This is a genomic window from Arenimonas sp. (genome assembly GCF_041919775.1).
Taxonomy (GTDB): domain Bacteria; phylum Pseudomonadota; class Gammaproteobacteria; order Xanthomonadales; family Xanthomonadaceae; genus Arenimonas.
Genome location: NZ_JAYRTE010000008.1, coordinates 14,642 through 35,356, shown reverse-complemented (window position 1 = coordinate 35,356; position 20,715 = coordinate 14,642). Strand labels below are relative to the sequence as shown.

Below are 20,715 nucleotides of genomic sequence, written 5' to 3'. Positions count from 1 at the left end.
TCAGCGCTCGGAGTGGCCTGAGTCGAAGTAGTCGCGGCGCTGGAACAGGCCGGGCTTGACCAGGTCGACGAAGTCCCGCGCCTGCGGGCTCAGGTATTTGCCCTTGCGCATCACCACCCCGTAGCTGCGCGGCGGGAAGTAGTCGGCCAGGCTGCGCGCGACCAGCCGCTGCTTGTCGGCCTCGGTCAGGCAGATCGCGGTGACGATGCTGATGCCCAGGCCCATCGCCACGTACTGCTTGATCACCTCCCAGCCGCCCACTTCCAGCGCCACCGTGTAGGGCACGCGCTGCTGCTGGAACACGAGGTCCACCAGCCGGTAGGTGGTGAGCCGGCGCGGCGGCAGGATCAGGCCGTAGGGCGAAAGGTCCTCGAGCCGCAGGTCGGGTTTTTCCGCCAGCGGGTGGCCGGGCGGGCAGATCAGCATGGGGTCGAAGGAGTACACCGGCTCGTAGGCCAGGTCGGTGGGCACGTCGAGCATCGAGCCCACGGCCAGGTCGACGCCGTCCGAACGCAGCAGGCCGAGGCCGTCCTGGCCGGTGACGTTGTGCAGCACCAGCTGCACCTCCGGGTGCTGTTCCCGGAAGGCCTGCACCAGGGTCGGCAGCAGGTAGAGGATGGTCGAACTGCCGGCCGCCACGTGCAGCTCGCCGGCCTTCAGGCCCTTGATCCTGCTGCGGAACTCGGCCTCCAGGCCGTCCAGTCCCTCGACCAGGGGCCGGGCCAGGTCGTACAGCAGCTGGCCCTCGCGGGTCAGGCTGAAGCGACGTCCGATTCGCTCGAACAGCGGCGTGCCGAGCTCACGCTCCAGGGCCTGCACCTGCAGGGTCACGGCCGGCTGGCTGAGGAACAGGGCCTCGGCCGCCCGGGTCACCGAGCCCAGGCGCGCGACCTGGCAGAAGGCCCGCACGGGCTTGAGGCGGTCGCCCTTGTAATAAAAACGGGGCTTGCGCTCGGCCATAAGTGGCTGTTTCCGAATAGCTATAAGCCCAGCTTATAACAAGTATCAAAACATTTGTTTTGTCAAAGGCGACTCCCGGGTCATAGGGTCGAGGCCAGTCCCGACTCCGGAGATTCCCCATGGCAGGCGACGCGGCACGCACCCTTTCCCCCCTGGTCCTGGCCGGCCCGCGCCTGGCGGGCCAGGAAGACCTGCTGGGCCAGGCGGCCCTGGACTTCCTGGTCGAACTGCACCGGACCTTCGAGCCGCGCCGCCAGGAACGCCTGGCCGCCCGGCGCAAGCGCCAGGAAGCCTTCGATGCCGGCCAGCTGCCGGACTTCCGCGCCGACACCCGCGACATCCGCGAAGGCGACTGGACCGTGGCCCCCGCCCCGGCCGCGCTGCTCGACCGCCGCGTCGAGATCACCGGTCCGGTCGAACCGAAGATGGTGATCAATGCGCTGAACTCGGGCGCCAGCTGCTACATGGCCGATTTCGAGGATTCCACCAGCCCGACCTGGGAAAACCTGCTGGTCGGCCAGCGCGCCCTGCGCAAGGCCACCAGCGGCACCCTGGACTGGATGGCGCCCGACGGCAGCAAGCACTACGTGCTGGACCCGAACTCCACCACCACCCTGATCGTGCGCCCGCGCGGCTGGCACCTGGACGAAAAACACGTGCTGGTCGACGGCGAGCGCCTCTCGGCCAGCCTGTTCGACCTGGGCCTGTTCGCCTTCCACAACGCGACCGTGCTGCAGGCCCGTGACCGCGGTCCGTACTTCTATCTGCCCAAGCTCGAGTGCATGGAAGAGGCGGCGCTGTGGGAAGACGTGCTGGCTTGGATCGAAGCGCGCCTGCGCCTGCCGGCCGGCTCCATGAAGGTAACGGTGCTGATCGAAACCCTGCCCGCGGCCTTCGAGATGCACGAGATCCTGCACGCGCTGCGCAGCCGCATCGTTGGCCTCAACTGCGGCCGCTGGGACTACATCTTCAGCTACCTCAAGGTATTCCGCCGGCACCGCGACCGCGTGCTGCCCGAGCGCGGCCAGGTCGGCATGACCCAGCCCTTCCTGAAGGCCTACTCGGAGCTGCTTGTGCAGACCTGCCACCGCCGCGGCGCCCACGCGATGGGCGGCATGGCGGCGCAGATCCCGATCGCCGGCGACCCGATCGCCAACGAGGAAGCCATCGCCCGCGTGCGCGCCGACAAGCAGCGCGAAGTGGACGCCGGCCACGACGGCACCTGGGTCGCGCACCCGGCGCTGATCAAGGTGGCGCGCGAGATCTTCGACGCCGGCATGCCCGGCCCGCACCAGCGCGACAAGCGCCGCGAGGACGTGCAGGTGGATCGCGACACGCTGATCCGCCCGAGCATCGGCACCATCACCCGCAAGGGTTTCGACAACAACGTCGAGGTCTGCGTGCGCTACCTGGCGGCCTGGCTCGACGGCAACGGCTGCGTGCCCATCCACTGGCTGATGGAAGACGCCGCCACAGCCGAAATCGGCCGCGCCCAGCTCTGGCAGTGGTTGCACAACCGGCACCTGCACCTCGACGACGGCACGCCGGTGGATTTCTCGCTGTTCGACCGCGCGCTGCTGGCGCTGCCCTCGAAGCTGGCCGACCGCATGAAGCTGCCGGGCGGTTCGAAGATCAACGAGGCGATCGCGCTGCTCGACGAACTCACCCACGCCGATGAACTCGTCGAGTTCCTGACGCTGCCCGCCTACGAACGCCTCTGACCCGACACACCTGTAGGAGCGCCTTCAGGCGCGAATCCCTTCTTTGCCGAAGGCAAAGCTTCGCGCCTGACGGCGCTCCTACAAAAAACGACAAACCCCTACGACAAGGACCCGCCGCCATGACCACGCCCCTCCCCACCGCCGAGCAGCTCAAGCAGACCTGGGCCACCGACGCCCGCTGGGCCGGCATCGAACGCGGCTACAGCGCCGAAGAAGTGGTGCGCCTGCGCGGCACCGTCAACATCGAACATTCCCTGGCCCGCTTGGGCGCCGAGAAGCTGTGGAAGTCGCTGGGCAGCGAGCCCTTCGTCAACGCGCTGGGCGCGCTGACCGGCAACCAGGCCATGCAGCAGGTCAAGGCCGGCCTGAAGGCGATCTACCTCAGCGGCTGGCAGGTCGCGGCCGACGCCAACGTCGCCGGCGAGATGTACCCCGACCAGTCCCTGTACCCGGCCAACTCGGTGCCGCTGGTGGTCAAGCGCATCAACAACGCGCTGCTGCGCGCCGACCAGCTGCACCACGCCGAAGGCAAGGACGACATCGACTTCCTGCAGCCGATCGTGGCCGACGCCGAGGCCGGTTTCGGCGGCGTGCTCAATGCCTTCGAACTGATGAAGGCGATGATCGAGGCCGGCGCCGCCGGCGTGCACTTCGAGGACCAGCTCGCGTCCGTGAAGAAGTGCGGCCACATGGGCGGCAAGGTGCTGGTGCCGACCCAGGAAGCCGTGCAGAAGCTGATCGCCGCGCGCCTGGCCGCCGACGTGATGAACGTGCCGACGCTGCTGGTCGCGCGCACCGACGCCGAGGCCGCCGACCTGCTGACCAGCGACATCGACCCCAACGACAAGCCGTTCTGCACCGGCGAGCGCACGCCCGAAGGCTTCTACAAGACCCGCAACGGCATCGACCAGGCCATCAGCCGCGGCCTGGCCTACGCGCCCTATGCCGACCTGGTGTGGTGCGAGACCGGCAAGCCCGACCTCGAGTTCGCGCGCAAGTTCGCCGAGGCCATTCACGCGAAGTACCCGGGCAAGCTGCTGGCCTACAACTGCTCGCCGTCCTTCAACTGGAAGAAGAACCTCGACGACGCCACGATCGCCAAGTTCCAGAAGGAGCTGGGCGCGATGGGCTACAAGTTCCAGTTCATCACCCTGGCCGGCTTCCACGCGCTCAACTACGGCATGTTCGAGCTGGCCCACGGCTATGCGCGCAACCAGATGACCGCTTTCGTCGAACTGCAGGAGAAGGAGTTCGCCGCCGCCGACAAGGGCTTCACCGCGGTCAAGCACCAGCGCGAGGTCGGCACCGGCTACTTCGATTCGGTCACCCAGGCCATCCAGGGCGGCAACAGCTCGACCACCGCGCTGAAGGGCTCGACCGAAGAAGAGCAGTTCCACGGGGAGCGCCAGGCGGACGCCGCCTGATCCCGGGGCCGGCCCCGTCGGGGGAGGGGGCCGGCCCGATTCACGGATTTGACGCATATCGCGTATTCCGGGCGCGGACGCGGTTACACTCGGCCGCAACCAGGGGTCGAGTCACTCAGTGAAACCAAGCGATTACCCGGTCCATGTCGCCGCCGATGCGGGTGGCGACACGGACGCCCGACTGCCGACGCAGCTGTCGCCCGAGGAGTTCCGGGTGCTGGCTTCGGTCGGTGTCAGTCGCGCGGTGCTGCCGGGCGAGGAACTGTTCCGGCGCGGTGAAGATGCCCAGAGCATGTTCCTGGTCGATACCGGCGAGATCCGGCTCTGCTTCGACGACGGCCTGGCCGACAAGCTGCTGGGCCCGGGCCAGTATTTCGGCGAACTCGCCGTCTTCATCGGCCGGCACCAGCGTTTCGCCCGCGCCGTGGCCGAGACCCCCGGCGTGCTCTACGAGATCACCCAGCAGGCCTTCGAGTCCCTGGTCGGCCAGGAGCCGGCGCACATGGCCCGCTTCATGCGCCGCAGCTTCGCCTACCTGGTGGCCGGCGAGCACCAGCTGGTGCAAAGCCTGCGCCGCCGCAACGAAGACCTGCTGCAGACCCTCGACACCCTGCGCCAGACCCGCAGCGAGCTCACCGTCGCCCAGCAGCTGGTGCGCAGCGACGACCTGACCGGCCTGGCCAACCGCCGCGGCCTGTACCGCTACCTGGACGAACTGGCCCACCAGCCGCTGGCCGGCAGCCGCCTGGCCCTGCTGCTGGTGGACATCGACCACTTCAAGCTGATCAACGATCGCAGCGGGCACCTGGCTGGAGACTCGGCCCTGCGCGCCGTGGCCGAGGAAGTGCGGCGCATGGCCGGCCCGCTCGAGCTGCCCTGCCGCCTGGGCGGCGACGAGTTCGCCCTGGTCCTGCGGGTGGCCGACCGCGGCGAGCTGGCCAACCGTGCCCTGGGCCTGCTGGCGGGCGTGCGCTGCCTGCGCCTGCCGAGCCTGGGCGAATCGCGCCTGAGCGTGAGCGTTGGCGGCGCCTTCTGCGCCGATCCCGGCGGCTGGGCGGCCTGGTACAGCGAGGCCGACCGGGCCCTGTATGCCGCCAAGCGCCAGGGCGGCGACGCCTGGCGCCTGGACGAATAATTCTTGTCCGGCGCGCCGCGGCGCCCGCGTTCACCCCGATAGGACGCCTGCTGGCAAGACAATGCACGCCATGGACCCCCGCCACCCGAGTCGCCCCGACGCGCCCGCCGTGCGGCCGATGCTGCGCGCGGTGCTGGTGTGCGACATCGTCGGTTCCACGGCCCTGGTCGAACGCCTTGGGGATGCCCGCACCGCCGCGCTGATGCAGCGTCACGACCAGCTGCTGCTGCAGGCCATGAAGCTGTGCAACGGCCAGCTGGTGGACAAGGCCGACGGCGTGCTGGCGCTGTTCGAGCGTCCCATCCAGGCCCTGGATTTCGCGCTGCGCTACCAGCGCGGCCTGCACGAGCTGGGCAAGTCCGAAGGCATCGAACTGCGCGCCCGCACCGGCATCCACGTCGGCGACGTGATGACCTGGGCCAACCACCCGCGCGACGTGCAGGCTGGCGCCAAGCCCATCGAGGTCGAAGGCCTGGCCAAGCCGGTGGCCGCGCGACTGATGAGCCTGGCCATGCCCGGCCAGATCCTGATGTCGGGCATGGCCCAGAACCTGTCCCACCGCGCCGCCGGCGAGCTGGGTGAACGCGCCGGGCGCCTGCGCTGGCTGATGCACGGCCGCTATCGCTTCAAGGGCGTGCCGGCGCCGATGCTGGTGCACGAGGTCGGCGAGCCGGGCATCGCGCCGCTGCGCGCGCCCACATCCGGCGACAAGGCCTGGCGCGAGCTGCCGCTGTGGCGCCGTCCGCCGGTCATCGCCGCCGAGGCCCTGCTGTTGGTGGCATTGGGCGTCGGCGTGCTCTGGGGCACCTTCCGCAGCGAACCGGCCATCGCCTTCGCCGAGCGCGACTGGGTGGTGGTGGCCGACCTGCAGAACCGCACCGGCGAGGATATGTTCGACGATTCGCTCGATACCGCCCTTCGGGTCGGGCTCGAGCAGTCGCAGTACGTGAACCTGTTCAATGACCTGCAAGTGGATCGCGCCCTGCAGCGCATGCAGCGGCCGGGCCAGCCGCTAGACCGCCAGCTGGCCACCGAACTCGCGCTGCGAGAGGGCGCGCGCGCGGTCATCCTGCCCACCATCGCCCAGGTTGGCGGCGTGATGCGCGTCAGCCTGGAGGTGATCGACCCGGAGAGTGGCGTCACGGTGTACAGCGAGAGCGCCGACGGCAAGGGGGTGGAAAGCGTATTGCCCTCGCTCGACCAGGCGCTGGTGGACGTGCGCGGCCGGCTCGGCGAGACCATGGCTGCCGTGGCCGCCGACCGGGTGCCGCTGGAGCAGGCCACCACCGGCGATATCGAAGCGCTGCGTGCGTTCTCGCTGGGCCTGCTGGCCCGCACCGAAGGACGGGCTGCCGACGCCGAGGCCCTTTACAAGGAAGCCGTGCGCATCGACCCCGGCTTCGCCATGGCCTGGCTGCGGCTGGCCTTCATGCGCTACGTCGAAGGCGACGCCGAGGGAACCCGCGAATACCTGGCCCAGGCCCAGGCCCATCGCGACCGGCTGACCCGGCGCGAACTGCTGTTCATGGAAGGCGCCGAGGCGACGCTGGATGACGCCCCGCGCGCCGTCGAGCGCCTTCGCCTGCTGGCCTCGCTGTATCCGGATGACTACCGCGCCCGCTACAACGAGGCCTACTTCGCCCACTTCGACCTGCTGCGTTACGAAGAGGCGCGCCGGGCCATGAAGGGCGCCGACGTGCCGCAGAATGCGCAGCGCCCCTCCGCCGTCTACCTGATGGCTTCGATCGAGCTGGCCTCGGGCGAAGTGGATGCGGCCCTGGCCCTGTTCGAGCGGTCGGTGACCCTGGGCACCCGGGGCAGCCTGCGCGAGTACGTCGACGCTTACTCGGCCAAGCGCCGGTACGTCGACGCCCGCCGCATCGCGGCGCTGCAAAAGCCCGTCGGCCTGCCCGGCCAGGACATCGAGAGCCGCTTTTACGAAGCCAGCCTGCCGCTCGACCAGGGCGATTGGACGGCGGCACGCGACGCGATCGCCGGGCTCGTGGACGACGCCGCGAAGGCGGAGGTCTCGCCCGAGACCCTGGCCAACGTGGAGTTGATGGCGCTCGCGTTACGGGTCTATGCCCCCGATGAAGCCTTCAAGGCAGATCTTCGTGCCTGGACCGACGTGCAAGTGGACCGGCTGGTGGAGGCGGGGGCGCTGCTGCGCCGACAGGCGATCTTCCATGTGCTGGCCGGCGCCTGGATGAGCGCCCACACCGGTGATCCCGGCCGCGCCCGCGAACTGCTGGCCGGCGTTGAAAACGAAAACCAGGCCCGGATCTACCCGGCCAATGCCGCGATGATCCGGGCAGTGAAGGCGGAAGTTGCGCTGGCCGAAGGGCGGGCATCCGAAGCAGTGGCACTGCTGGCCGACGACCACGCAAAGTCCGAGGGCATTTATTTCAGCCGCGCCGTGCTGGTGCGTGCGCTGGCGGCCGCCGGGGATCGCGCCGAAGCGGCGCGGGTGGCGAAATGGTTGGATGAAAACCGGGGCGTCGCCTTCGGTGAGCCGACGTACAACTGGGGCTGGCAACTCGCCAGCGTGGCGGAAAGCACGCTGGCCTTGCGGGCGGTCGCGCGGCTGTCGGAGCCCGGCTCGACGGACGCAGCGTCCGCCAGCCAGGCCTTCGAGAAGGCCTGGCCCGGCGGCGCGGAACTGCCGCAGGTCACGCGTCGGGACGCCGCACTCTGAATCCCGGGCCGCGCGGCTGCGGCGAAGGTCCTAGGAGAGCTCGAAGCTGATCGGCTCGAAGGGCGACTTCGAGGACACCAGGCTCTCGCGCATCGTCGCGCCCGACGCGAGGAAACTTTCCTTGGGAGCCAGTTGCGCGATCGGCGCGTCCGGCAGGTCGTCGGCGGCCGGGTCGTCGGTGCCCAGCGAGAGGGTGGCGGCCTTCGGATTGGCCATGAAGCGGTCGCGGAAGCCGTCGTCGCTGGCGAGCTTATCGAGCAGCGCGCTGGCGGTCTTGTCGGAAAGTGGTCTGGACACGTTGGGTTCCCCTGATGGCGCACCAGCTGGTGCCGCCGGAGTCTAGCCGGCGACCGGCGGGCTTGTCAGGCCGTGGCTGCAGCGGTCAGTCTGGCGGCCGTACACCGGGACCCGACCATGCAGCTCAAACGGTGCGCCCACCTCGCGGTGGCGCTGGACAATGAACCCCGCTTCGAATTCGGCGCGCTGCTGTCCGGCGGCGACGGCATGGACCGCCGCCCGCGCTGGCTGGCCATGGCGCCGCACCTGCCGTCGCCGGTGCCCGTGGACCTGGCGATGCTGGCCGTGGTCGAGGCGATGCCGGACGATGCGTGGGCGGCGCGCGTCACGCTTGAACACCGCTTCGGTGCGGACCTCGTGGACAGGGTGGTCGCCAGCGGCCTGTTGCTCGATGACGGCCCCGCCTCGGAAGCCGCCCGCGGAATCGACCAGACCTCGCGCGACGTTGCCTGGTGGCCGCCGGCGCTGATGGCGCAGTCCCAGGGCGGCTGGAGCGGCGTGGATATCGAACAGCGGGGCGAAGCCGGGCAGCGGCCCAGCGCGGTCGAGCTGGTGAAGACCTTCGGCTCGGCGCCAGACCCCGAGTTCCGGCGCTCGCCCCACACGCTGGCCGTTCCCCTGGCGTCGCCACGAAACACGGAGTTTGACGCCCTGCTGCTCGCCCGCCGCACCTGCCGCAATTTCGAGGCAGAGGCGACCCTGGGCGCGGAAGAGTTCGCGACGATGATGCGACGGGTCTGGGGCGCGGTCGGCACCCATCAACTCGCGCCGGGGGCAGTGGTGGTCAAGAAGACCAGCCCGGCAGGGGGTGGTATGCACGCGATCGAAGCCTACGTGCTGGTGCAGCGCGTGCAAGGCCTGGCGCCGGGCTTTTACCACTACCTGCCGATGCGGCACGCGTTGGAGCCGCTGCAGTCACTTTCGACCGATGAAGCCGCGGATTGGGCCCACCGATTCGTCGCCGGCCAGGCCTGGTTCCGCGACGTGCCGGCGATGGTGGTGATGGTGGCGCGCTTCGACCGGATGTTCTGGAAATACCGCCGGCATGCCAAGGCCTGGCGCGTGGTACACCTCGACGCCGGGCATCTTTCCCAGACGATGTACCTGTCGGCGACCGAACTGGGGCTGGGCTGCTTCGTGACGGCGGCCATCAACGATCGTGAAGTTGGTGAGGCGTTGGGCCTTCCACTGCTGCGCGAAGGCGCGATCGCGCTGGTGGGCTTCGGGCCGCGTTCGGAGCAAAAAACGTACCGGGAACTCGACGTTCTCGATCCGGTGCCGGCTCAGGCCGAGGGGCCCGCGCGATCGAGCAGGCGATAGCCGATCGCTTCGGCGACGTGGTCGGTGCCGATGGCCTCGTCGCCGGCGAGGTCGGCCAGCGTGCGCGCGACGCGCTGGATGCGGTGCAGGGCGCGGGCGGAAAGCTGCAGCTGGTCGATGGCGCGTTCGAGCAGGCGGCGGTCGCGCGGGCGCAGAACGCAGTCGCGGTCGGTGCCGGCCTGGTCGAGGCGGGCGTTGGGTACGCCGGCGCGTTCGAGCTGGCGGGCGCGTGCGGCCAGGACGCGGGCGCGCACCGTGGCGGTGGATTCGCCGGGCGGCTGGTCCGGGCGCAGCTGGGAAGGCGGCAGGCGCGGCACCGCCAGCTGCAGGTCGATGCGGTCGAGCAGCGGGCCTGAGAGCCTGGCCCGGTAGCGCGACACGGCTTCGGCACTGCAGCCGCAGCGGCCGCTGGGGTCGCCGGCCCAGCCGCAGGGGCAGGGGTTCATCGCGGCGATCAGCTGGAAGCTGGCCGGGAACTCGCTCTGTCGCGCCGCCCGCGAGACGGTGACCCGGCCCGACTCCATCGGCTGGCGCAGCGTTTCCAGCGCATGCCGCGACCACTCGGCCAGTTCGTCGAGGAAAAGCACGCCGTTGTGCGCCAGCGATACCTCTCCCGGCCGCGGATTGCCGCCGCCGCCGATCAGCGCCACCGCACTGGCGAGATGGTGCGGGTACCGAAATGGCCGCTGCCGCCAGCGCGACAGGTCCAGGCCCTGGCCGCTCACCGAATGGATGGCGGCGGTTTCCAGCGCCTCGTTTTCGTCCGGGTCTGGCAGCAGGCCGGGCAATCGCGAGGCAAGCAGCGTCTTGCCGCAGCCGGGTGGTCCGATGAAGAGCAGCGCGTGCGCGCCGGCCGCCGCGACTTCCAGCGCGCGCCTTGCCGCGGCCTGGCCGCGCACGTCGGCCAGGTCCGGGTATCGCGGCGTGGCCAGGGCCAGGTCGCCGGTGCTGGCCAGCGGCAACACCGCTTCGCCGCGCAGGTGGGCGCAGGCCTCGCGCAGCGTGCGCGCCACGTAGGCCCGGCCGCCGCTGGCCAGCGCGGCTTCGGCGCCGTTGCCGGCGGGCACCAGCAGGGGCCGGCCTTCGCGCGCCGCGGCCAGGGCGGCCGGCAGCACGCCGTCCACCGGCTTGAGTTCGCCGGTGAGCGCCAGCTCGCCCAGCAGTTCGACCGCGCCCAGGGCCTGCACCGGCACCTGGCCGCTGGCGGCCAGCAGGCCCAGTGCGATCGCCAGGTCATAACGGCCGCCTTCCTTGGGCAGGTCGGCCGGCGCCAGATTGACGGTGATGCGCCGCTGCGGGAAATCGAAGCCGGCGTTGCCGATCGCCGAGCGCACGCGCTCGCGGCTTTCGCGCACGGCCGTGGCCGGCATGCCCACCAGCGTGAAGTTCGGCAAACCGCCGCCCAGGTGGGTCTCGACCCGCACGGCGGGCGCAAGCACGCCGACCCGGGCGCGGCTGTGCGCCAGCGCCAGGTTCATCGCAAGGGAAAGCGGGGCTTAGTGCGCGGTGCCGTCGGGCGCGCCGCCGCGCGCTTCGAGTTCGGCCAGCTTGCGCTCCAGCGCTTCGAGCTTTTCGCGGGTGCGCAGCAGTACGGCGCGCTGCACGTCGAATTCCTCGCGGGTCACCAGGTCCAGGCGGTTCAGGCCGGCCTGCAGGGTGGACTTGAAGTTCTGCTCGAGGTCGGCGCGCGCGTCCTTCAGGCCCGGGGGCACCAGGTCGCTGAGCTTGCGGGCCAGGTCGTCGATGTTCTTGAGGTCGATCATGGGCTTGCTCCGGTGGGGTGGGGCCACGATGCGACGCGGCGGCGCCGGCGTCTGTCAGGGATTCCCCACGGGGCCCACAAGAATTCCACGCCGGGGCCGAGCATTCAATCGCCGCGTGGCGGTCAGGGTCCAGGTGCTCCCCCTCGCCACCCCCTTCCCACGTCCCAGGAGGCCACGCCCATGGTTCCCGTATTGCCTTTGCTTGCGCTCGCCACCCCGGCGGCCCCGCCGCCCATCGACTCGGGCGACACCGCCTGGATGCTCACCGCCACGGCCCTGGTGCTGTTCATGGTCATCCCCGGGCTGGCGCTGTTCTACGCCGGCATGGTGCGCTCGAAGAACATCCTGTCGGTGCTGATGCAGTGTTTCGCGATCACCGGCCTGATCTCGGTGGCCTGGGTCGTGTTCGGCTACAGCCTGGCTTTCGACACCACCGGCATGCAGGCCGGTACGGTGAACCTGGCGTCCTTCGTCGGCACCTTCGAAAACGCCTTCCTGAAGAACCTGACGAAGGAAAGCGTGGTCGGCGCCTTCCCGGAAAGTGTTTTCATCACCTTCCAGATGACCTTCGCGATCATCACCCCGGCGCTGATCGTCGGGGCCTTCGCCGAACGCATGCGCTTCTCGGCGATGCTGGTGTTCATGCTGCTGTGGTTCGCGCTGGTCTACGCGCCCATCGCGCACATGGTCTGGGCCGGCGAGGGCGGACTGATGTGGGACTGGGGCGTGCTCGATTTTGCCGGCGGCACCGTGGTGCACATCAATGCCGGCGTGGCGGGCCTGGTCGCGGCGCTGGTGCTGGGCAAGCGCAATGGCTACCCCGGCACGCCGATGGCGCCGCACAACCTGGGCTACACCCTCGTGGGCGCGGCGATGCTGTGGGTGGGCTGGTTCGGCTTCAACGCCGGATCGGCGGTGGCCGCCGACGAAACCGCCGGCATGGCCATGCTGGTGACCCAGGTGGCGACGGCGGCTGCGGCACTGGGCTGGATGGGCATCGAGTGGTTCACGCACGGAAAGCCCAGCGCGCTGGGCATCGCCTCGGGCGTGGTGGCGGGGTTGGTGGCGATCACCCCGGCCGCCGGCACGGCCGGGCCGGTGGGCGCGCTGGTGATCGGCTTCAGCGCCAGCATCGTGTGCTTCTTCTGCGCCACCACGCTCAAGCACCGGCTGGGTTACGACGATTCGCTGGACGTCTTCGGCGTGCACGCCATGGGCGGCATCGTCGGCGCGCTGCTGACGGGCGTGTTCGCGGCCCCGGCGCTGGGCGGATTTGGTGAAGTCACCGACATCGCCGGCCAGGTCTGGATCCAGGCCAAGGGCGTGGGCTTCACCATCGCCTACACTACGGTCGTCACCTACGTCCTGCTCAAGCTGGTGGGTTCGGTCATCCGGCTGCGGGTGGACGAGGACCAGGAAGCCGAGGGCCTGGACCTCGCCCTGCACAACGAACGCGGTTACAACCTTTGAACGCCCCGGGAGATCCGACGATGAAAATGGTCATGGCCATCATCAAACCCTTCAAGCTCGACGACGTGCGCGAGTCCCTCAGCGAAGTCGGCGTCTCGGGCGTCACGGTCACCGAGGTCAAGGGCTTCGGCCGCCAGAAGGGCCACACCGAGCTCTACCGGGGCGCCGAATACGTGGTCGACTTCCTGCCCAAGATCAAGCTCGAGGTCGCGGTCACCGACGACCAGGCCGATCGCGTGGTGGAAGCCATCCAGGCGGCGGCGAATACCGGCAAGGTCGGCGACGGCAAGATCTTCGTCTACGACCTCGACAAGGTGCTGCGGATCCGCACGGGTGAACTCGACGGCGACGCGCTTTGATCGGGGCTAGCGAAATATTCACTTTCCGGGCCTGCTGAGCGCCTAGTCTGTCTCCCGGACACCCAGTCCGGGAGACACCGATGAGCACCCCCCCGAAAAAGCCCGATTTTTCCAACGTCCAGTCCCGCGTGACCGGTACCGAGGCCCCGCGCGCGGACTTCAGCAACGTCCAGTCAAGCGTCACAAGCTCCGAAGAGACCATCCACGAAGGCGGCGGCGGCAGCCAGGGCGTGCAGGTGCACACCGTCGTCCGCGGCGACACGCTGTCGGGCATCGCCAAGCACTACTACGGCAAGGCCGGCATGTGGCCGATCATCTTCGAGGCCAATCGCGACAAGCTCGACAATCCCGACCTGATCCACCCCGGTCAGGAACTGAAGATTCCGCCGCTGGAAGCCGACAAAGACTGACCCCCCAATGGAGAACACCATGAAACCGATCCGACTTTCCCGGTCCATTGCCATTGCGCTGGCCGCGACGCTGGCCCTGGCCGGCTGCAAGAAGGAAGAGGCCGCGCCGCCGCCGGTGGTGGTCGAACCTGCGCCGGCTCCGGCGCCCGCGCCCGTCGCCGCCACCGCATCCGTCACCAGCGTCAGCCTCGGCAGCGATGTCGACGCGGACGGCCGGGTGATCGAAAGCCAGGCCCAGTTCGCCCCGAACCAGCCAATCACCGCCTCGATCAGCACGGCCACCAGCGACCCCGCCGCCTCCGTGGCCGGCAGCCTGACGGCAAAGTGGCTGTTCGAAGACGGCCAGGTGGTGAACGAGGAAACGAAGTCCTTCAACTTCAGCGGCCCGGGCGTCACCAACTTCCAGATCAGCAAGCCCGACGGCTGGCCGGTCGGTCGCTACACGCTGGAGGTCTCGCTGGACGGCAACAAGGTCGAAACCCGGGAGTTCACGGTCGCGGCCGAGTAAGCAGGACCGGCTGCCAACGAGAAAGGCCGGCGTCGTGAGGACGCCGGCCTTCTTCATTTTTCGTTCCGGACCGCGGCGGACTCAGTCGCCCAGCGCCTTTTGCATCATCGGCGGCATCGACAGCGCGCCGCGGTGGATGTCGGCGGTGTAGTACTGCGTGTCGAACGACTTGGCGGCGGCGTCGGCTTCGCGGAAAGCGGTCAGGTCGCGGGTTTCCTTCGAGGCGATGGTGCAGCTCCACCAGCCGGTCGGGTAACACGGCTGCGGGAAGGGCAGGGTGCGGAAGCTCTTGAAGCCGGCATCCGTCATCGCATCGCGCATGTCCAGGATCAGCTGCATCAGCGCCAGCGGCGATTCGCTCTGCTGCACCAGCAGGCCGCCCGGGCGCAGGGCGCGCAGGCAGGTTTCGTAGAAGGCCTTGTTGAACAGGCCCTCGGCCGGGCCGACCGGGTCGGTGGAATCGACGATGATCACGTCGATCGACTCCGGCTTGGCGTTCTTCATGTAGGCAATGCCGTCGTCGAACATCACCGTCGCGCGCGGGTCGTTGTTCGACTCGCACAGCTCCGGGAAATACTTCTCGGCCATGCGCGTCACCTGCTCGTCGATGTCGCACTGCACAGCCGTGCGCACGCCGGGGTGGCGCAGCACTTCGCGCAGGGTGCCGCAGTCGCCGCCGCCGATGATCACCACGTCCTTCGGGTCGGCGTGGGTGAACAGCGGCGCGTGCGCCATCATCTCGTGATAGAAGAAATTGTCGCGCGTGGTCACCATCATCGCGCCGTCGATCAGCATGACGTTGCCCCAGTCGGTGCTTTCGTACATCTCGATCTTCTGGAACGGCGACTGCACTTCCTCGAGCTTGCGCTTCATGCGCAGGCCGAAGGCCGAACCCGTGTGCTCGAAGTTTTCATGCAGCCAAGTGGTGGTCATCGCGGTATCCGGGGGTAGCTGAACGTGGGGGCGCATTGTACCGCCCGCGCATGAACCCACGACCCCCGGGCGGTACACTACGCCCCCACCTTTTCCCCGGAATCCGCGCCCATGCCCGCCTGGTCCCTCGACCGCGCCCGCCACACCTACTCCATTCCCTACTGGAGCGAGGGCTATTTCGACGTGGACGCCCAGGGCCGGATGGTCGTGCGCCCGCGCGGCGCCGGCGGCCCCGAGCTGGCCCTGCCCGAGGTCGTGGCCAGGGCCACCGACGCCGGCCTGAAGCTGCCGCTGCTGCTGCGTTTCTCCGACATCCTCGGCGACCGCCTGGGCAAGCTGCAGGCGGCCTTCGGCCGCGCGATGAAGGAACTCGACTACCAGGGCGGCTACACCGCCGTGTACCCGATCAAGGTGAACCAGCACCGCGGCGTCGCCGGCGAGCTGGCCGAGGCGGGCGGCGAAGGCTTCGGCCTGGAAGCCGGCTCCAAGCCCGAGCTGATGGCCGTGCTGGGCCTGGCCCGGCCGGGCAGCCTGGTCATCTGCAATGGCTACAAGGACCGCGAATTCATCCGCCTGGCCCTGGTCGGCCGCAAGCTGGGCCTGGAAACCTTCATCGTCATCGAGAAGCCCAGCGAGCTGGCGATGGTGATCGAGGAATCGAAGGCCCTGGGGGTGAAGCCGGGCCTGGGCGTGCGCCTGCGCCTGGCCTCGCTGGGCGCCGGCAAGTGGCAGAACAGCGGCGGCGACAAGGCCAAGTTCGGCCTCTCGCCGCGCCAGGTGCTCGACCTGGTCGAACGCCTGAAGGCCGCCGACATGCTCGACACCCTGCAGCTGCTTCACTTCCACATGGGCAGCCAGATCTCCAACGTGCGCGACATCGCCAACGGCATGCGCGAGGCGGTGCGCTATTTCGTCGAACTCACCCGCCTGGGCTGCAACGTGCGTTTCATGGATTCGGGCGGCGGCCTGGGCGTGGATTACGAAGGCACGCGCTCGCGCGGCTTCTGCTCGATCAACTACGGCCTCGACCAGTACGCGCACACCCTCGTGCAGCCGCTGGCCGAAGCCTGCGCCGAAGAAGGCATCACGCCGCCGCGCATGGTCACCGAAGCCGGCCGCGCGATGACCGCGCACCACGCGGTGATGGTGGTAAACGTGTCGGAAGTCGAACGGGCGCCGGAAGGCCAGGTGCCGCGCTCTGACGACGACGAACCGGCCGTGGTGCGCCACCTGCGCGAAACCCACGCCGCGCTCGGCCAGCGGCCGGCGCTGGAACTCTTCCACGAAGCCCAGCACCACCTCGCCGAGGGCCAGGCCCTGTACGCGCTGGGCCAGATCACGCTGCGCCACCGCGCGCGCCTGGACGACCTGTTCTACGCGATCGCCCACGCCGTGCGCGAACGCCTGACGGCGCAGGAGCGCAGCCACCGCGACGTGCTCGACGAGCTCAACGAACGCCTGGTCGACAAGTATTTCGTCAACTTCTCGGTGTTCGAATCGATCCCCGACGTCTGGGCCATCGACCAGGTGTTCCCGATCGTCCCGATCGCGCGCCTGGACGAAACGCCGGACCGCCGCGGCGTCATCGCCGACCTCACCTGCGATTCCGACGGCCGCATCGACAGCTACGTCGAGTCCGAATCGCTCGACAGCTCCCTGGCCCTGCACTCGCCGCGCGAGGGCGAAAGCTACCGGCTGGGCATCTTCATGGTCGGCGCCTACCAGGAGACCCTGGGCGACATCCACAACCTGTTCGGCGACACCGACACCGCCAACGTCGAGCTCGGCGAAGGCGGCGCGTATTCCGTCGCCCGCCAGCGCAAGGGCGACACCACCGACGTGATGCTCGACTACGTCGGTTACGACCTCAATGAACTGCGCAGCGCCTACAAGGCCAAGGTCGACGCCGCCGGCCTGGATCCGGCCGAGGCCGCCAAGCTGCTGGTGGACCTGGAAACCGGCCTGACCGGCTACACCTACCTGCACGAAGAGAACGCGGACGGAGGCAAGGCATGAAGGCCGGGTTCATCGGACTGGGCGCGATGGGCGCGCCGATGACGCGGCATCTGCACGCACGTGCGCTGCTCGCGGTCGTCGGCAACCGCACGACCTCGAAGGCGCAGGCGCTGGCGGAAGAGCTGGGCGTGGCCGCCGCGGCTTCATCCGAAGACTTCGCCGGCTGCGACGTGGTCGCGCTGTGTGTCTCGCTCGATGCCGACGTGCTGGAGAACGTGCAGGCCCTGGCCGGCGTGCTGGCGGCCGGTGCCGTGGTGATCGACCATTCGACGGTGTCGGTGGACACCGCGCACCAGGCGCAGGCGCTGCTGGCCGCGAAGGGCATTGGTTTTGTCGATGCGCCGGTTTCCGGCGGCGTCGAAGGCGCGCGCAACGGCAAGCTGTCGGTGATGGCCGGCGGCAGCGACGCCGACCTGGCCAAGGCCCGGCCGGTGCTCGAAGCCTATGCCGCGCGCATCACGCACATGGGCGACACCGGCGCCGGCCAGGCCACCAAGGCGGTCAACCAGGTGCTGGTGGCCGGCATCAACGAAGCCGTGTGCGAAGGCCTGGCGCTGGGCGAGAAGCTGGGCCTGGACCCGGAGAAGCTGCTGCCGACCCTGATGGCCGGCGCCGCCGGCAACTGGTTCCTGGAAAAGCGCGGCGCGACGATGCTGGCCAACCAGTTCACGCCGGGCTTCAAGTGCGGCCACCTGGTCAAGGACCTGCGCATCGTGCAGGGCATGGCCTCCGGGCTGGGCCTGCGCACGCCGGTGGTCGACCAGGCCCTGGCCGACTACGCCGAGCTGGTGAAGCGCGGCGAAGGCGATGCCGACACCTCGGCGCTGATCCTGCTCAAGCGCGACTGATCGGCTCACCTTGTAGGAGCGCCTTCAGGCGCGAATCTTTTGCTTTTGCCTCTGGCAAAGAAGAAATTCGCGCCTGAAGGCGCTCCTACAATGTTGTCAGGCTCTGTCGGCTGTCAGCCACTCCATCGCCTGGTCCCGGTCGAAGAACAGCCGCATGACGTGGATGCCGAGATTGCCGCACTGCACGGCGTAGAACTCGAAGTCGCCGCGGGTCGGGCCGTCGGCTTCGATCAGGATCGCGATGCGCAGGTCGGGGCCGAAGCCGGCGTCTTCGCCGCGCCGGGGCATGTCGAAGATTTCCGCCGCACCCAGCGCCAGGCGCGTGCGGCGATGGTCGACCAGGAATCGGGGACAGCGGTGCTGGTGGCCGGCCACCACGGCGTCACGGGTGAGCTCGCGCAGCGTCCTGCGGTCGTGCAGGCCTTCCGCGGTGACCTGCACCACGTCCTGGTCCGCCAGGTACTCGATGTTCCAGCCCATCGCGCGTTCTCCCGCGCCTGAAGCTTATTCCGCCCTGATCGCCAGGGCCTCGATGCCGTGGTTGCCGAGCGCGCCCTTGGCGGCCGCCAGGCTGGCGGCGTTCGGGTAGGGACCCAGGCGCACGCGGTAGATGGTGCCGCCCTCGATCTGCGCCGGCTCGACCCGCGCGACTTCGCCGGTGAGCGCGATGCGGGCCTTCAGGGCCTCGGCGTCGGACGACGAACGGAAGGCGCCGGCCTGGATCAGGAAGCGCGCGCCGTCGGCGGCCGGCGCCGGTTCGGTGGCGGGCGGCGACTCGGCCTCGGCCCGGGCCTGGGCGGCAAGCTCGGCGTCGGGGATCACCACTTCCTTGTCGCGCAGCACGTCGTAGAAGTCGTACTTGGGCTTGCGCGGCTCGGGCGCGTCTTGGGCCACGGGTTCGTCGGTGGCGACCGGGGCCCGCGCCTCGGGGTCGGGCTTGGGCACCAGCTGGCCGACATCGCCGCCGTTGCGCACCAGCAGCACCACGACGATCACCGCACCCAGCACCAGGCCGCCGAGCAGCCAGACCCAGCCGGGCGTGCCCTGGCTGCCGTTGCGCTTGGCCTGGTTCTTGGATCGGCGGGCCATTACATCTTCTCCGGGGCGGACACGCCCAGCAGCGCCAGGCCGTTGGCAAGCACCTGCTGGGTGGCCTTGGCCAGGCCCAGGCGGGCGTTGCGCAGCTCCTCGTCGGCGACCAGGATCGGCTGGGCGTTGTAGAAGGCGTGGAAGGCAGCGGCCAGCTCACGCAGGTAGTTCGCGACGACCTGCGGCGCGCGGCCGGCGGCGGCGGCTTCCACCACCTCCGGGAAACGCATCAGCTCGTCGATCAGTACGTCCTCGTGCGGTTCGACCAGGCGCTGGCGAGCCGCCTCGCAGGCGCCGCGGTTGTAGGTGAGCTGCTTCTCGGCCAGCTGGCGGAACAGCGAGCTGACGCGGGCGTGCGCGTACTGGATGTAATAGACCGGGTTTTCGTTGCTGCGGCTCTTGGCCAGGTCCAGGTCGAAATCGAGGTGCTGGTCGTTGCCGCGCATCACGTAGAAAAAGCGCGCCGCGTCCGTGCCCACTTCCTCGCGAAGCTCGCGCAGCGTGACGAAGCTGCCGGCGCGCGTGGACATCTGCACGCGTTCGCCGCCGCGGAACAGGATCGCGAACTGCACCAGCTGCACCTCGATCCTGGCCGGGTCCAGGCCCAGGCCCTGCGCCGCGGCCTTCAGGCGCGCGACGTAACCGTGGTGGTCGGCGCCGAAGATGTAGATCGCGCGCTCGTAGCCGCGCTCGAACTTGCTGAGCAGGTAGCCCAGGTCGGAGGCGAAATAGGTGGTGACGCCATTCTCGCGGCGAACCACGCGGTCCTTGTCGTCGCCGAAGCTGGTGGCGCGGAACCACAGCGCGCCTTCCTGTTCGTACAGGTGGCCCTGTTCGTCGAGCGTCGCGATGGCGCGGTCGACGTAACCCTCGGTCATCAGCGAGCGTTCGGAGAAGAAGTTGTCGTGGTTGACGCCGAAGCCGGCCAGGTCGTCGCGGATGTCGCCCAGGCACCAGGCCAGGCCCGACTCGAACACCTGCCGGTAACCCGCCTCGCCCAGCAGCTGCTTGGCGCGCGCGATCAGGGCATCGACGTGGCTTTCCTTGTCGCCACCCTGGCCTTCGTCGGGCGGCAGGCCGTCGGTGATCTCGATGGTGCTGTGGCGCAGGCCGTCGCCGGCCTTCGCGCGCAGGCCGCGGGCGATGTCGACGACGTATTCGCCCTTGTAGCCGTTGTCCGGGAAACGCACGTTGACGCCACCCAGCTCGTGGTAACGCAGCCACACCGACACCGCCAGGATGTCCATCTGGCGGCCGGCATCGTTGACGTAATACTCGCGCTGGACCTTGTGGCCGGCGGCGTCGAGCAGGCTGGCCACGGACGCGCCGTAGGCGGCACCGCGGCCGTGGCCGACGTGCAGCGGGCCGTTGGGATTGGCCGACACGAATTCCACGGTCACCGACTCGCCGCTGCCCTCGGGCATGCGGCCGTAGTCCTTGCCCAGTTCGAACACGCGGCGGATCGTGCCCAGGCGGCAGCCGCGGGCCAGCGTGAAGTTGATGAAGCCCGGGCCGGCGATGGCCACCTTCTCCACGTGCTGCGAGGCCGGCAGCGACGCCACCAGCAGGTCGGCCAGCTCGCGCGGCTTCATGCCGGTGGGCTTGGCCAGCAGCATCGCCACGTTGGAGGCGTAGTCGCCGTGTTCGCGCGATTTGGTGCGTTCGACCACGAAGGCGGGGGTCGGCAGGTCCTGCGGCAGGCGGCCATGCCGCCTGAGATCAAGCAGGGCCTGCGCCACGAGTTCGCGAAGGTGGTCTTTCACGGCT

General features: G+C 69.3%; 19 protein-coding genes. 11 read left to right on the top strand and 8 right to left on the bottom strand.

Annotation, left to right across the window (positions count from 1 at the left end; translation table 11 throughout):
- Positions 1-960 carry a LysR family transcriptional regulator gene (locus ACE3TE_RS06795; protein WP_374603410.1) on the bottom strand — a complete coding sequence of 320 codons (960 nt, stop codon included), beginning with the start codon at positions 958-960 and terminating at the stop codon, positions 1-3.
- A gap of 119 nt (positions 961-1,079) precedes the next feature.
- Here ACE3TE_RS06795 and aceB point away from each other — a divergent pair, with 119 nt between their 5' ends.
- The 4 genes from aceB (at position 1,080) to ACE3TE_RS06775 (ending at position 7,935) form a co-directional block, all read left to right on the top strand.
- A complete protein-coding gene (gene aceB / locus ACE3TE_RS06790; protein ID WP_374603409.1) occupies positions 1,080-2,681 on the top strand; it encodes a malate synthase A in 1,602 nt (533 codons plus the stop codon).
- Positions 2,682-2,800: 119 nt separating this feature from the next.
- Positions 2,801-4,105, top strand: coding sequence for an isocitrate lyase (gene aceA / locus ACE3TE_RS06785; RefSeq protein ID WP_374603408.1), 1,305 nt, complete (start codon positions 2,801-2,803; stop codon positions 4,103-4,105).
- Positions 4,106-4,223: 118 nt separating this feature from the next.
- Positions 4,224-5,240 carry a diguanylate cyclase domain-containing protein gene (locus tag ACE3TE_RS06780; protein WP_374603407.1) on the top strand — a complete coding sequence of 339 codons (1,017 nt, stop codon included), beginning with the start codon at positions 4,224-4,226 and terminating at the stop codon, positions 5,238-5,240.
- Between the two features lie 70 nt (positions 5,241-5,310).
- A complete protein-coding gene (locus ACE3TE_RS06775) occupies positions 5,311-7,935 on the top strand; it encodes a putative peptide modification system cyclase (protein WP_374603405.1) in 2,625 nt (874 codons plus the stop codon).
- A gap of 30 nt (positions 7,936-7,965) precedes the next feature.
- On the opposite strand, the gene ACE3TE_RS06770 is transcribed toward ACE3TE_RS06775, so the two are convergent.
- Positions 7,966-8,232, bottom strand: coding sequence for an NHLP-related RiPP peptide (locus ACE3TE_RS06770; RefSeq protein WP_374603403.1), 267 nt, complete (start codon positions 8,230-8,232; stop codon positions 7,966-7,968).
- Positions 8,233-8,349: 117 nt separating this feature from the next.
- On the opposite strand from ACE3TE_RS06770, the gene ACE3TE_RS06765 reads away from it, so the two are divergent.
- Positions 8,350-9,552, top strand: coding sequence for a putative peptide maturation dehydrogenase (locus ACE3TE_RS06765; RefSeq protein ID WP_374603401.1), 1,203 nt, complete (start codon positions 8,350-8,352; stop codon positions 9,550-9,552).
- Here the strand turns inward: ACE3TE_RS06765 and ACE3TE_RS06760 are convergent.
- Together ACE3TE_RS06760 and ACE3TE_RS06755 are read right to left on the bottom strand one after the other, a co-directional pair.
- Complete coding sequence (locus ACE3TE_RS06760) at positions 9,516-11,030, bottom strand: YifB family Mg chelatase-like AAA ATPase (RefSeq protein ID WP_374603399.1); 1,515 nt, start codon at positions 11,028-11,030, stop codon at positions 9,516-9,518. The two genes, ACE3TE_RS06765 and ACE3TE_RS06760, sit on opposite strands and share 37 nt — an antisense overlap.
- Positions 11,031-11,048: 18 nt before the next feature.
- A complete protein-coding gene (locus ACE3TE_RS06755; protein WP_374603397.1) occupies positions 11,049-11,315 on the bottom strand; it encodes an accessory factor UbiK family protein in 267 nt (88 codons plus the stop codon).
- Between the two features lie 180 nt (positions 11,316-11,495).
- Between ACE3TE_RS06755 and ACE3TE_RS06750 the strand changes: the two genes are divergently transcribed.
- From ACE3TE_RS06750 to ACE3TE_RS06735, 4 genes are all read left to right on the top strand, one after another.
- Entirely contained in the window at positions 11,496-12,785 is a 1,290-nt protein-coding gene (locus ACE3TE_RS06750; protein ID WP_374603395.1) for an ammonium transporter, read from the top strand.
- Positions 12,786-12,805: 20 nt separating this feature from the next.
- Positions 12,806-13,144 carry a P-II family nitrogen regulator gene (locus tag ACE3TE_RS06745; RefSeq protein WP_034224894.1) on the top strand — a complete coding sequence of 113 codons (339 nt, stop codon included), beginning with the start codon at positions 12,806-12,808 and terminating at the stop codon, positions 13,142-13,144.
- A gap of 80 nt (positions 13,145-13,224) precedes the next feature.
- A complete protein-coding gene (locus ACE3TE_RS06740; protein WP_374603393.1) occupies positions 13,225-13,554 on the top strand; it encodes a LysM peptidoglycan-binding domain-containing protein in 330 nt (109 codons plus the stop codon).
- Between the two features lie 19 nt (positions 13,555-13,573).
- The gene (locus ACE3TE_RS06735) at positions 13,574-14,062 is read left to right on the top strand and encodes a hypothetical protein (RefSeq protein ID WP_374603391.1); all 489 of its coding nucleotides are present in this window, start codon (positions 13,574-13,576) and stop codon (positions 14,060-14,062) included.
- Positions 14,063-14,143: 81 nt separating this feature from the next.
- On the opposite strand, the gene speE is transcribed toward ACE3TE_RS06735, so the two are convergent.
- Positions 14,144-14,995: a polyamine aminopropyltransferase gene (gene speE, locus ACE3TE_RS06730; protein ID WP_374603390.1), complete on the bottom strand. Its 852-nt coding sequence runs from the start codon at positions 14,993-14,995 to the stop codon at positions 14,144-14,146.
- Between the two features lie 111 nt (positions 14,996-15,106).
- Between speE and speA the strand changes: the two genes are divergently transcribed.
- Together speA and ACE3TE_RS06720 are read left to right on the top strand one after the other, a co-directional pair.
- The gene (gene speA, locus ACE3TE_RS06725; RefSeq protein WP_374603388.1) at positions 15,107-17,011 is read left to right on the top strand and encodes an arginine decarboxylase; all 1,905 of its coding nucleotides are present in this window, start codon (positions 15,107-15,109) and stop codon (positions 17,009-17,011) included.
- Positions 17,008-17,859 carry an NAD(P)-dependent oxidoreductase gene (locus tag ACE3TE_RS06720; RefSeq protein WP_374603386.1) on the top strand — a complete coding sequence of 284 codons (852 nt, stop codon included), beginning with the start codon at positions 17,008-17,010 and terminating at the stop codon, positions 17,857-17,859. Before speA ends, ACE3TE_RS06720 begins: the two co-directional genes overlap by 4 nt.
- Positions 17,860-17,955: 96 nt before the next feature.
- On the opposite strand, the gene ACE3TE_RS06715 is transcribed toward ACE3TE_RS06720, so the two are convergent.
- The 3 genes from ACE3TE_RS06715 to argS are packed head-to-tail and all read right to left on the bottom strand — an operon-like array spanning position 17,956 to position 20,711.
- Complete coding sequence (locus tag ACE3TE_RS06715; RefSeq protein ID WP_374603384.1) at positions 17,956-18,339, bottom strand: hypothetical protein; 384 nt, start codon at positions 18,337-18,339, stop codon at positions 17,956-17,958.
- A 24-nt stretch (positions 18,340-18,363) separates the two neighbouring features.
- The gene (locus ACE3TE_RS06710) at positions 18,364-18,948 is read right to left on the bottom strand and encodes an SPOR domain-containing protein (protein WP_374603382.1); all 585 of its coding nucleotides are present in this window, start codon (positions 18,946-18,948) and stop codon (positions 18,364-18,366) included.
- On the bottom strand, positions 18,948-20,711 hold the full coding sequence (gene argS / locus ACE3TE_RS06705; RefSeq protein ID WP_374603380.1) for an arginine--tRNA ligase: 1,764 nt from the start codon (positions 20,709-20,711) through the stop codon (positions 18,948-18,950). The genes ACE3TE_RS06710 and argS overlap by 1 nt, the downstream gene beginning before the upstream one ends.
- Between the last annotated feature and the right edge of the window lie 4 nt (positions 20,712-20,715).